This window comes from Paenibacillus cremeus (assembly GCF_007786445.1).
GTDB classification, from domain to species: domain Bacteria; phylum Bacillota; class Bacilli; order Paenibacillales; family NBRC-103111; genus Paenibacillus_G; species Paenibacillus_G cremeus.
Map to the genome: position 1 here is coordinate 1 of NZ_VNJI01000089.1, position 11,883 is coordinate 11,883.

General features: G+C 48.0%; 10 protein-coding genes and 2 pseudogenes. 8 read left to right on the plus strand and 4 right to left on the minus strand.

Translation table 11 applies throughout. The features are described from left to right. Positions 1-244: 244 nt before the first annotated feature. From FPZ49_RS34110 to FPZ49_RS34120, 3 genes and pseudogenes are all read right to left on the minus strand, one after another. Positions 245-854 (minus strand): annotated as a pseudogene (locus tag FPZ49_RS34110) (alpha/beta hydrolase). 2 nt (positions 855-856) lie between these two features. After that, entirely contained in the window at positions 857-1,804 is a 948-nt protein-coding gene (locus FPZ49_RS34115; protein WP_144855069.1) for a ring-cleaving dioxygenase, read from the minus strand. Positions 1,805-1,856: 52 nt separating this feature from the next. After that, complete coding sequence (locus FPZ49_RS34120; RefSeq protein WP_144855071.1) at positions 1,857-2,171, minus strand: winged helix-turn-helix transcriptional regulator; 315 nt, start codon at positions 2,169-2,171, stop codon at positions 1,857-1,859. A 122-nt stretch (positions 2,172-2,293) separates the two neighbouring features. On the opposite strand from FPZ49_RS34120, the gene FPZ49_RS34125 reads away from it, so the two are divergent. From FPZ49_RS34125 to FPZ49_RS34140, 4 genes are all read left to right on the plus strand, one after another. Continuing rightward, positions 2,294-2,680, plus strand: coding sequence for a DoxX family protein (locus FPZ49_RS34125; RefSeq protein ID WP_144855073.1), 387 nt, complete (start codon positions 2,294-2,296; stop codon positions 2,678-2,680). A 55-nt stretch (positions 2,681-2,735) separates the two neighbouring features. Then, positions 2,736-3,152: a DoxX family protein gene (locus FPZ49_RS34130; RefSeq protein ID WP_144855075.1), complete on the plus strand. Its 417-nt coding sequence runs from the start codon at positions 2,736-2,738 to the stop codon at positions 3,150-3,152. Between the two features lie 40 nt (positions 3,153-3,192). Then, positions 3,193-3,807, plus strand: coding sequence for an NAD(P)H:quinone oxidoreductase (wrbA, locus tag FPZ49_RS34135; RefSeq protein WP_144855077.1), 615 nt, complete (start codon positions 3,193-3,195; stop codon positions 3,805-3,807). Positions 3,808-4,333: 526 nt separating this feature from the next. Continuing rightward, positions 4,334-4,651, plus strand: coding sequence for a hypothetical protein (locus tag FPZ49_RS34140; RefSeq protein ID WP_144855079.1), 318 nt, complete (start codon positions 4,334-4,336; stop codon positions 4,649-4,651). A gap of 3 nt (positions 4,652-4,654) precedes the next feature. Here the strand turns inward: FPZ49_RS34140 and FPZ49_RS34145 are convergent, their stop codons facing one another. Then, positions 4,655-5,527 (minus strand): AraC family transcriptional regulator, encoded by an 873-nt coding sequence (locus tag FPZ49_RS34145; protein WP_186446274.1) that lies wholly within the window; start codon positions 5,525-5,527, stop codon positions 4,655-4,657. A gap of 144 nt (positions 5,528-5,671) precedes the next feature. Here FPZ49_RS34145 and FPZ49_RS34150 point away from each other — a divergent pair. The 4 genes and pseudogenes from FPZ49_RS34150 to FPZ49_RS34165 all read left to right on the plus strand — a co-directional run bounded on the left by FPZ49_RS34150 (position 5,672) and on the right by FPZ49_RS34165 (position 10,894). Beyond that, a pseudogene (locus FPZ49_RS34150) lies at positions 5,672-6,836 on the plus strand (Gfo/Idh/MocA family protein). A gap of 24 nt (positions 6,837-6,860) precedes the next feature. Continuing rightward, positions 6,861-7,901 (plus strand): zinc-dependent alcohol dehydrogenase family protein, encoded by a 1,041-nt coding sequence (locus FPZ49_RS34155; RefSeq protein WP_144855083.1) that lies wholly within the window; start codon positions 6,861-6,863, stop codon positions 7,899-7,901. A 46-nt stretch (positions 7,902-7,947) separates the two neighbouring features. Continuing rightward, a complete protein-coding gene (locus tag FPZ49_RS34160) occupies positions 7,948-8,793 on the plus strand; it encodes a sugar phosphate isomerase/epimerase family protein (protein ID WP_144855086.1) in 846 nt (281 codons plus the stop codon). A gap of 889 nt (positions 8,794-9,682) precedes the next feature. After that, positions 9,683-10,894, plus strand: coding sequence for a DEAD/DEAH box helicase (locus FPZ49_RS34165; protein WP_144855088.1), 1,212 nt, complete (start codon positions 9,683-9,685; stop codon positions 10,892-10,894). The last annotated feature ends 989 nt before the right edge of the window (positions 10,895-11,883 follow it).

An 11,883-nucleotide genomic window follows, 5' to 3' on the forward strand; every position in this document is an offset into this window, starting at 1 on the left:
TGGCATGCAGTTGCAAGGTGCGATGGCCATATTTGCGGTGAATCTAAAGCGGATATTGAGAATAGCCGACTAAGGATCATTGAGGAATACAACCGAATAGGGTCAAAAAAAGAAGACATCTCCTCTACAAAATGGGAATAAATGTCTTCTTTTTGGTTGAACTCGCCGGCCAGGAAAAAAACGTAAGTTCTTCAGTGGCCTCATGATAATGTTGGTGGGTTTTTCGATGCTTCCACTGGAATGGTCACCCCTGAATCATATTGCTCATGAACCAAGTTGCAGCCGCGTTAACTTCCGAATTCGTTAACCGGTGTCCAAAATGCTCCCAGTGAACAGCGATCCTTGCGCCAGCATCACTAAGCAGTTGTTCCAACTCTTTCGTCTCTTCCGAAGTGCAGATTGGATCATTCGTTCCTGCGCCAATAAAAATTGGTACTCCAGCGAGACTAGGTATTTCAATACCCCGACGTGGAACCATTGGATGGTGCAAAATCGCACCTTTTAACGATCCTTTATGGTGAAACAATAGACTTCCAGCAATATAGCACCGTTAGAGTATCCGATAGCGATAATGTTTTTGCGGTCGAGCACATATTTTGACGCCGCTTCTGAAAGAAATTCATTTAATTCATTTGTTCGAAATATTAGATCTTCCTCGTCAAAAACACCTTCGCTTAGTCTTCTAAAAAAGCGCGGCATACCATTTTCAAGTACTTTTCCTCTGATGCTCAGCACGGATGAAGTCGGTGACAATGGGCCACCGGAAGTAAGTCTTGCTCGGTACCGCCCGTTCCGTGCAACAGAACAAGCGTTGGTGCTGCCGGATTGGACCCTTTTTGAAAAATGTGCTGCATGGTTACTCAGCCTCCGATATTTCACGCACCTTGATGGGTGGTAATAGCTTTTCGATTTCTGCCCGGTTAGGCTCGTACTGATCCGGAAGCTTTAAATTTGTGCCTAATTCATCAAATGCTTCATCTCTTGTGAATCCTGGAGGATCTGTGGCAATTTCAAAAAGTATGCCGCCGATTTCCCGGAAATAAATAGCATTGAAATATTGACGGTCGATAATAGGAGTTGGCTGATAACCATTCTGCGCTACATGACTTCTCCATTCTTCGTGATCTTCAAAGTCCTTTGCCCGCCAAGCGATATGATGAACCGTACCGTATCCGCCATGTCCGCGTCCCATGGAGCTGGCATTAATATCGATAACATTCCCTATATCCGCAGTTCCTCTAAGTCGAATCAAGTCGTCTTCCTGACCCACCCTTTGAAGCCCCATGACATTTTCCAATAAAGCAATAGTTTCAGATGAGGAGGTACTGTAGAGCACGGCACCCCCGAACCCTTTAATTGCTTTGTCGAGCGGAATCCCGCTAAACGACCATTCACTGTTTGCTCCTTCTGCACGCTCCACGATTTCAAGCTGTAAGCCATCATGGTCATTAAATTGCAGATATGTTTCGCCGAATCTTTTGGTTTGCGTTGGTACCACATTGGATTTTCTTAAACGTTCGTCCCAATAACCCAATGTGCCCGGCGGAACAACGAAAGTTGTCCTGCCAACCTGCCCGCCGCCGATTTGTCCCTTACGCCCGGTCTCCCATGGGAAAAACGTCAAAATGGTACCCGGATGTCCTCCGTGGTTACCAAAATAAAAATGGTATACTTCCGGCGCATCAAAGTTAACGGTTTTTTTAACGAGCCTTAAACCTAGTAAACCCGCGTAAAAATCAACATTCTCTTGGGCGTTTTTTGCAAATGCTGTAATGTGGTGGATTCCCGCCGTTTGTTTATTCACAGTGGATTACTCCTTTATATTTTTTTATTTTCCCTAAGCGTTGATTCTCCAATTAAGGTATCCAATTCTCTGCCCATTTTTCACATTCATTCATCATTGGTTCTAAGGCATATCCTTTCTCCGTTAATTCGTATTCGATCTTGACCGGTATTTCATCATAAACGCGGCGTGTGACGATTCCTTCAGCCTCAAGTTCCTTGAAACGCTCCGAGAGCATGCGATCGCTCATGTTTTCAATAATGGTGGAGATATCTTTAAATCGCTTAGGTCCATCCATAAGGGTACGTATAATAAGCCCGGTCCAACGTTTGCCCAATAACTCGAAAGCTGCTTCAAAGCTAGGACACAGTTTCGTTTCATGTTCCATGTGTTCACCTCATCTACATAATAAATAATAAGTCACTTGACAAAAGTAAGTATAACACAATATAATTCAAACACAAAGTTAGTAACTTTAAATAAAGAAGTAAAATTCGAGGGGGAAAATTTATGTTGAATCTTGGTTTACTCTTAATTCGTTTGGTGATAGGCATTAGCTTCATGGGGCACGGTACACAAAAATTGTTCGGTTGGTTTGGAGGCTACGGTCCAAAAGGAACTGGAGGGTGGATGGAGTCTATCGGGATTAAGCCGGGTGTGATGATGGCGGTTTTTGCAGGCTTGGCTGAAATAATAGGCGGATTTTTATTTGCAGCCGGATTTTTAACACCAGTCGGAGCTGCTCTTATTGTAGTAACGATGCTTGGGGCGATTTTCAAAGTCCATCTGGCAAATGGATATTGGGTTGATAAAGGCGGTATCGAATTTCCCTTTGTTCTGGCCGTTGTTGCGATCTCAATAGCGCTTATCGGTCCTGGTGCTTACTCCATTGGCTAATCAAAAACTGGCCGTCAGTTCTATAGAAAATGCTTAAACTAGGGAGGAAAAGAGAATGAAGAATCAAATTGGCGTATTTATTTTAAGGGTTGTATTGGGGGTTACATTTCTTGTTCACGGGCTAGTAAAGTTTCAAACGATCGACGGAATTTCCGGTTGGTTCCAAAGCATTGGTCTACCCTCATTTATGGCCTACGGCGTAACTGGGATAGAGATTCTTGGCGGGATCGGTTTAATCATTGGACTAGGAACACGTATTATATCTGTTATTATCTCCGCTTTGATGATTGGCGCTACAATAAAGGTAAAACTAGCGGTCGGTTTCTTGGGGAACGGTCAATTGGCAGGATGGGAGCTAGACCTGGCATTATTGGCTATTGCGATTTATCTTGCGATTAGTGGCAGTTATGCTTTATCCCTCGATGGATTTATTAAAAGAGACAATAAGTATTACTCTCATGACAAAAGCTAATAATGAACTATGTTAAAACTTTGATGGCTGGAGGTATGGGATGTTGAATGTAAATCTTGCTGTAATTTATTACAGCTCGACAGGGACCAATTATCAATTAGCGCAGTGGGCAGCAGACGGTGGCCGAGAAGCAGGAGCCGAGGTGAAAATATTGAAGGTTCCTGAACTTGCGCCGCAATCGGTCATTGACGGAAACCCCGCTTGGAAAGCACATGTGGAAGCAACAAAAAACGTTTCTGTGGTCTCACCCGATGATATAGTATGGGCGGATGCCATTATTTTTAGCACTCCGACTCGTTTTGGAAATGTCGCATCACAAATGAAACAATTTTTAGATACGACCGGCGGCATTTGGTTCCACGGCAAGACGATAAATAAAGTAGTAAGCGCTATGACATCTGCTCAAAACTCTCATGGTGGTCAAGAAGCAACGATCTTGTCCCTGTATACAAGCATGTATCATTGGGGAGCAATAATAGCAGCTCCAGGCTATACTGATCCATCCATTTTTTCTGGCGGCGGTAATCCATATGGAACTAGCGTATCAGTTGATCAAGATGGAAAGTTGAAGGAAGATGTTCGAGGAGCCGTAGTACACCAAGCAAAGCGTACGGTAACGGTAGCTCAGTGGGTCAAACAAGGTCAAGGAAGCTAATATATTCTAATTATGAAAGCCCTGCTTTGCTAGCAGGGTTTTTTGCGTGTCTTGAACCTCGCTACCTTTTCAGCGCCTTGGCGCTCTTATCGGCAGCTTTTTGTGACCAAGGTTGGATACTGTTACTAAAAGATATTTCTCTAAATCAAATGTTTTACGAATGTAGCGAGTGTTATGTACAGTATGACAACTATGTGGATATAAACAAACAGGGTTTATCATTGAATAAACATACTGGCGAAATAGTGATACCATCAGATTTATTAGTAAGTTGGAAGGCCGGGAAACTAATAAATCAAAACGGCAAAATTATAGCGATTTGGAATATCGAATTTGGATCATACGAGGTGTATCTGTATATTCAGCGAGGAGCGAAACCCCTAGAATGGGGATGTAAACGTACTTTGGGGAGGTACCAGGCAATGGAAGATTATACAAGGCCGAAGCTATCGTATCCTATTATTGATTACGATGTGCACAATGCTCCCATCGGAACGGAGCAAATTAAGGAGTATATGAAGCAACCTTGGAGGGACCGGACCGGTATAAGGGGGAGCCCCGCGGGATATATGGAAACGACGTTCATACCCACATGATCGACGCAAGACCGCCATCGGGGGGCGGGGGGGCGGGGGGGCCGGCCTGCTCGGACCCGGCGTTTTTCCGGACCCACCATATGGAGAAATACGGCGTGAAACACGCCATTCTGATTCCGCGTCCTTTTTGCAGCCATCTTCCGGATCCGGATTTTGGAACCGGCGTCGCGGAAGCCTATAACGACTGGATGGCCGATACGTGGCTCGGCAAGGACAACCCGGACGGTAAATTGGTGATCACCATCTAAGGCTCAATCATTCGGATGTAACGCTGGCTGTAGGCCGGCATCGCGAGTGTCCCTGCCCGCGGCGATATATTTTTTCTGAAGCTCCTTGGGAGAAAGACCTTTACCCTTCTTAAAGCATTTCAAAAAATAAAAATAATCGCTAAATCCCGAGTGCTCCGCGGCGTAAGCGATGGTTTCTCCCTGCATGAGCAGATTTAAGGCGTGGTCTATGCGCAGCTCGATGATTTTTTGACGGATGGTGCTCTGGATTTGCTTTTTAAAGATGGTATTGAGCTGCCGGTAGCTGAGCTGAAAGTGATGCTCGAACGACTGGTAATTCATGGGCTCTGCCAGATGCAGCGAGATGTATTCGAGAATTTCGTCGCCCAGGTGCGTGCGGACGTTGGCCCACGCCCTCTTTTTCTGCATATACAGGCTGATTTGATAAAACATGGACAGGAACTGCGAGTGTACAAACGGCTGGCCGACCCGTCCGGTGCTGAATTGATTGTGGGTGTAAGCAAAGCTGCGCAAAATATCGGTTTCCGTGGGAATGTTGCCGAACATCGGCAAGCGGATTTCATCGGCGTGTAAGCCGGCGGGCGGGGAGATCGCTCTGCCTTTCACGTCGAAATGAACGAAAAAGGCGTCGTGCTTGTCACGCTCGATACCCTGATGCGGGATATGGGGAGGAAGGATGAAAAAGTCGCCTGCCGTCAGATAGGCTTGGCGTTCTCCCACCTGTATCGTCCGCTGCCCCGAGACGACCACGCCAAGCACCCAGAAAGGCAGTGTCCGGTTCGGATGCAAATTGGTTGCGACGATTCGTCCTATAGTATGGACGTGGATTTCGCCTTCGAACAGAAACCAGTCATTTTCATATCCGCCAGCGAACAATGCGATCAACCCCTGTTGTTATTTTGACAAATATAGAATATCAAAATTTCCGTTTTTTCCATATACCCAATTTTATTACATGTCCAAAAAAAAGCGTCTGATATATATTCAATGCGAGGATATTCACCAGAAAGGAGCTCGTGAATGCGTAAATTAAATGTAGCGATGATAGGCGGAGGGTTTATGGGCAAGGCTCACTCGCTTGCATATGCGGGAATGCCGATGTTCTTCTGGCCTGCGCCGGCGGTACCGTACCGCAAGACGGTCGTCGACGTGACGGAAGAGCTGGCCAGGGAGGCGGCCGCGAGGTACGGCTTTGAAGGTTACTCCTCCAATTGGAGACAAGCGGTGGAGGATCCAGCCATCGATATTATCGATATTGTTACGCCCAACGATATGCATGCGGACATCGCAATCGCCGCCGCACGGGCCGGCAAGCATGTGATCTCAGAAAAGCCACTCGCCCGCACGGCCGAAGAGGCGAAGCTCATGCTGGATGCCGTGAACCATGCCGGAGTGAAGCATATGGTTGCGTTTAACTATCGCCGGACTCCTGCGGTCGCATTAGCCAAAAAATACATAGAGGACGGTTTGATCGGCCGCATCCTGAATTTCCGTGGCACTTATTTGCAGGATTGGTCGGCGGACCCGAATTCCCCGCTTTCCTGGAGATTCCGCAAAAAAATTGCCGGCTCGGGCGCGCTTGGCGATATTGGCACCCATGTCATTGATTTCGCCCGCTACCTTGTCGGGGACATTAGCGAAGTGATGGCCACGACCAGCACCTGGATCAAAGAACGTCCGGTGCAATCCGGCGGCCTGGATAAGCTCGGCACCGTCAAATCCAGCGGCGACACGGTCAAAGAGGCTGTGGACGTAGACGATGAAGTCAGCACGCTGCTCCGTTTTGAAAGCGGTGCCGTGGGCAGCATCGAGGCTACCCGGAACGCCTGGGGCCGCAACAATTTTCTGACCTTTGAAATCCACGGGGATCAAGGCTCGTTATTCTTTAATTATGAGCGGCGCGACGAGCTGCAGGTCAGCTTCGCCAGCGACCCCGAGGACCGCCGGGGGTACCGGACGGTATATACCGGCCCTGCCCATCCTTATGGAGGAGCGCTGTGGCCGATTCCTGCGCTGGGTATCGGGATACGGCGAGACCAAAATTATCGAATGCCACGACTTTATTTCTTCGATCGTAAACGATACCGAGGTTTCACCGAATTTTTACGACGGTTACCGCATTGCCGTGATTACCGATGCGATTCTGGCCTCCGCGGCAAGCGGCAGCTGGACCCGCTGCAATTAGCGCCGGACGGAAGGAGAAAAAATCATGCAAACGATGAGAGGCGTTGTATTTCCCGGAGATAAAAGGGTGGAGGTTCGCGACTTTCCGGTGCCGGCTACGGGTCCGGGAGAGGTGCTCATCCAGCTGAAGGCGTCCGCGATCTGCCGGAGCGATATGAGCTTATACTACGGCAATCCCGTGGTCGGCGGCGAGGCGGCGAGGAGCGGGGCAGTCATTCCCGGCCATGAGCCTGCCGGCGTGGTTGTGCAGCTGGGCGAGCAAGTGAGCAGTCTGCAGGCGGGAGACCGGGTGGCCGTTTATTTGGCGGTCGGCTGCGGCACCTGCAGTCACTGCAAAGGCGGCTATATGATGTTCTGCAGCGCGTGGAAATGCATCGGCTTCGATCAGCATGGCGGCGACGCCGATTATATGGTCGTACCGGCCGGCAATTGCATGAGGCTGCCGGATGAAATCGACTTTATTACGGCAGCGGTGTCCACGGATGCGGTAGGCACTTTATATCATGCGCAGAAACGACTCGGCATCTGTGGCAAGGATACGATCGCGATCTATGGTCTCGGGCCTATGGGCGGAGCCGGGATCCTGGTGGCGAAGGCGCTCGGAGCGACGGTGATCGCGGTCGATATGCTGGAGGAACGTCTTCAGCTGGCCAAGGAGCTGGGCGCCGACTTCGTTATCGACGGAAGAAGCGGGGATGCCGTGGAGTGTATCCGCGCCTTGACCGGAGGCGCCGGAGCTGACGCGGCCATCGATTGCTCGGGCAATACGCATGCGGAGAATCAGGCGCTCGATTGTGTGAGGCCGCATGGCCGGGTCGCCTTCGTGGGAGAATGCCGGGAGTGTACGATTCGGCCGAGCGAGCAGCTCATCCGCAAGCAGCTGACCTTGATCGGCTCTTGGTATTTTCCGATCCAGGAATTTAACGAAATCACCGAGTTTATCGTGAGAAAGAACATTCCTGTGGCCAAGCTGGTCACACACCGGTTTGATCTCCAGGACGCCGAGACTGCGTTCCGCTTGTTCGACGAGCGGAAAACGGAGAAAGCGGTATTTGTCTGGAGCTGACTCATAGCATTGACCGTACATTCGATCAGAGGAGTTGAATCTGCCAATGAAAGGTATTTCTTTTAACACTTGGGCTTACAGCTGCTTCCCCTCCTGGCTTCCGGCCTACCCTCTGGAGGAAGTCATCCGGCGGCTGTCGGAGAAGGGCTATGACGCGATCGAGATCGGCTGCGCCAGCCCGCACGCTTGGCCGGATTATGTATCGGCGCAGCGGAGAAAGGACATTCTAAAGCTGCTGAAAGAAAGCCGTCTTGACGTAGCCGCCATGCTGCCCGCGCCGGGCGGAGGGCCGGGGATCAATCCCAGCTCGCCGAGCAAGGAGGAGCGGGAGTTTACCGTAAAGCATTATAAAGACGTGATTCGGCTGGCGAGCGATTGGGAATGCCCTACGGTCATCTGGGTGGCCGGCTGGGCCGTGTACGGAACAACACAAACCGATGCCTGGAATTACTCGCTGGAAGGGCTGGCGGACTGCGCCCGTTACGCTAACACTTTAGGCGTCACGATGGTGGTGGAGCCGACGCCGAGCGACAGCAACCTGATCGAAACAGCGGACGACGCGCTGCTGCTGAGCAAGCAATCGGGCGAAAGCAACGTCAAGGTGATGTTCGACACTCACCATGCGCTGTACCGCAACGAAGTGCCGAGCGATTATGTCTACCGGATGAAAGATAAGCTGCATCATATTCATATCAGCGATAACGACCGGCTGCCGCCGGGCCATGGGGTCGGAAATTTCGATGCGGTGCTTAAGGCTTTGAAGGACATCGATTATCCGGGGTATCTCTCAATGGAGGTTGGCTTTCATACGCGGAAGGCCGATCCGGATTGGTATGCCCAAGCTTCGATCGACTTTTTGCGGCAAAAACTAAAAGAGCTGAATTGGAACTGACCGCCAACAAGGACTACCTATATTAATCACTGCGGCTCCGGAATAATTCACGTGCATTAATTGAATTCTATGAGGGTCTCACCCACTCTTTCTTAATGTAAAGGAGACCCTCAGTGACCTCGTATGTATCTAAGCTGACAATTTAAATTAAGAAAATCAAGATCAAGCAGTGCAAAACATCGTCTAAAAAAGACGGTGTTTTTTTGTCTGTCGGGAATGGGATAAGGTTCTTGTCATTTATGACATCATGTTCTTGTCAACCGAAAACAAACAAACAAAAGAACAAAAGGGGAACACTAGTTCCCTGACGAAAAGATTAATATTCCGACCGCAATGAATTTATATTTAGGTCCGACCCATTTAGCAATTACCAGTAACTCAATTGCTCCGCAAACTGTTCAAGCTTTTGAGAAAATAGGAAATTGGTATCATATTAAAAGCGGCTGGGTAGGAGATGCTTGGGCCAATATTCATGGGCGGACATAGAGTTTTTTGAGAAATCTAACTTTTTCGGGGAGTCATAAAATGTCTCCCCGATTTCGAAACGAGCCTTAGAATCGATTCTGGAGGCTCGTTTTCTCTAGGTCACGAAGTTTATTTTTCAAAGTAGCACTTTTGCAGCAGTCTCCATTGATGGTGCTTTTTGTATTGCCAAGATAACGATTCTAATTATAGCGGGATCAGGAAATAGATACGCCGCTTTGATTTATTTCTGCTCAAATTAGAAAACTAATAGCATCCTCTTCTAGAAGGTGAGAAGATGCTTAAACAGTTTCTGACGTCAAGGTCGAACTTCCGCTACTATTATCTATAGATGTGTGGTATCATTATTTGTTATGTATTTAGGAACGAGTTAGAAAAAATATGATGCATCAAGCTAGGAGATCCAATGACTTTTGCTGATTTGAATATTAAACCTTCCATTTTAAAAGCATTAATTAAGGAGAACTATACAGCTCCGACACCCATTCAGGAGCAAGCGATTCCAGCGGTGCTGGCGGGGAGAGATTTGTTTGGCTGCGCCCAAACGGGAACGGGGAAGACAGCTGCATTTGCCGTTCCTATTATCCAGTTGTTGAGCGCACAGACGGGTAAATCGACTAAGCTGCGCCAGATTCGCTCTTTAATTCTGACGCCGACAAGAGAATTGGCGATTCAGATATCGGATAACATGAAAGCATACAGTCAAAATACCGATTTACGTTGTTTGGCAATCGTTGGCGGTGTTTCGCAGGCAGGGCAGGAACGATCGCTCGAACAAGGAACGGATGTTCTGATCGCCACGCCAGGCAGACTGATGGATTTAGTGAATCAAAAGGTGATTGACCTGCAATATATCCAAATTTTAGTACTGGATGAAGCCGACCGCATGCTGGACATGGGCTTTATTAACGACGTAAAGAAAATCATATCGAAAATGCCGAGCAATCGGCAAACACTGTTCTTCTCGGCTACGCTGCCGCCGGAAATCGCTCAATGGGTGAAATCGCTTCTGGTCAATCCGGTCAAAGTTGAGATTACGCCTGTATCTTCTACAGCGGAACGTATCGCGCAGTCCGTGTATTTCGTCGATAAGGAAAACAAGCAACAACTGTTGAACCACTTGCTGCAGGATCCTTCCATTGTGTCGGCGCTGGTGTTCACACGGACCAAGCATGGCGCAGACCGCGTCGTGCGCAGTCTGACGAAGTTGAAGGTTTCTGCACAGGCTATTCACGGCAATAAATCGCAAAATGCCCGCCAGGCCTCTCTGAATAATTTTAAAAGCGGAGTTACACGGGTTCTGGTGGCTACGGATATCGCGGCCAGAGGGATCGATGTCGAACAGCTTTCACACGTCATCAATATGAACCTTCCGAATACGCCGGAAACCTATGTACACCGCATTGGCCGAACCGGTAGGGCAGGCTATAGCGGGATCGCGGTCTCCTTCTGCGAGCAGGAAGAAATGCCGTATTTGAAGGATATCGAGAAATTAATCAAAAAGACGATTCCCGTCGTGAAGGACCACCCGTATCCGATGCTGAATGCAACGCCGCCTCTAAAAGTGCAGGCGCCGTCGGCACCCAGCTTAAAAAAGAAAATCAAGGCAAGAAGATAATAATTAACGCCACTCTCCGAATCCACGGAAGTGGCGTTTGTTATATTAGCAGTGGTAAAGTAATAAAATGTAAATATATCTGATTCAATTTTACAACTGTCGGACGACAAGTAATTGGCCCACAAGATTAGCTCTTGTGGAAAAATTCTGGTCGAATCATCGTCTTCGCTACTTTTCGCAAGACCGACAAGCAAACGCGCCACTTTACCACATAACTTCATGATGGGTTTCATCTTCTTAAGTTTCTTTTGCATTACGTTGAAGCTCGAATCTCTGGATTGGTCATCACCATACACATCGTCATCAAATAGAGGAAATGTCGCGGACGTGGACCGCCGGGCAAGTCATTAACAGGGTTGTAGTAGATTAAGGCTAGCGGGGTACGTTTGTTCAATAAATTAGCGGTAGTCTTGGACTTTATTTTCCATTCCTAGACTGCCGCTGGTTTTATGTCGAACTCAGTCTAATACTTATTATTCGGAGCCTTGACGGTTAATCAATTCAGAAATCCGCGTAGGACCAACAAATCCAGTCTATAACTTTATTTTCTTCGGACAGCTAATTTGATTTTCCTCCTCCAAAGTCCAAAAGATGTACTTCCCTTCTTCCAGCCATTTGGCTTGGAACATCTGCATCTGGTTAATTGCGAAAGCTTCTTATATTTACGTGAGCCTGAACTTCTGCAGCAAACTCCGGAAGTAGTAGCAGCATGGCTTGACATAGCGGAACAAGTCTGTGAAAGAGAAGAATTTATGAGTCTAGCCGAACATCTTATGTACATTGGTCAAAAGTCATTACGTTAACGGAGCAGTGAAGAGCGGTTTATTCGCTTTATAGACATATGTACAAAATACAATATATTATTTACTCAACTTTCGCAGCTTAAATTACCGAACAAACCCTTGATGTACAAGGGCAAATCGGCCAGCCATTGCTGGAATTGACACAACACCGTTTGTTTGCTGCGTTTGCTCATTGCCCCTGCCATA

What these genes read in the sequence shown, in the direction of transcription:
- wrbA (WP_144855077.1), top strand. Translation starts at nt 3,193, where the DNA reads ATGTTGAATGTAAATCTTGCTGTAATTTATTACAGCTCGACAGGGACC.
- FPZ49_RS34120 (WP_144855071.1), bottom strand. Translation starts at nt 2,171, where the DNA reads ATGGAACATGAAACGAAACTGTGTCCTAGCTTTGAAGCAGCTTTCGAG.
- FPZ49_RS34130 (WP_144855075.1), top strand. Translation starts at nt 2,736, where the DNA reads ATGAAGAATCAAATTGGCGTATTTATTTTAAGGGTTGTATTGGGGGTT.
- FPZ49_RS34155 (WP_144855083.1), top strand. Translation starts at nt 6,861, where the DNA reads ATGCAAACGATGAGAGGCGTTGTATTTCCCGGAGATAAAAGGGTGGAG.
- FPZ49_RS34125 (WP_144855073.1), top strand. Translation starts at nt 2,294, where the DNA reads ATGTTGAATCTTGGTTTACTCTTAATTCGTTTGGTGATAGGCATTAGC.
- FPZ49_RS34165 (WP_144855088.1), top strand. Translation starts at nt 9,683, where the DNA reads ATGACTTTTGCTGATTTGAATATTAAACCTTCCATTTTAAAAGCATTA.
- FPZ49_RS34160 (WP_144855086.1), top strand. Translation starts at nt 7,948, where the DNA reads ATGAAAGGTATTTCTTTTAACACTTGGGCTTACAGCTGCTTCCCCTCC.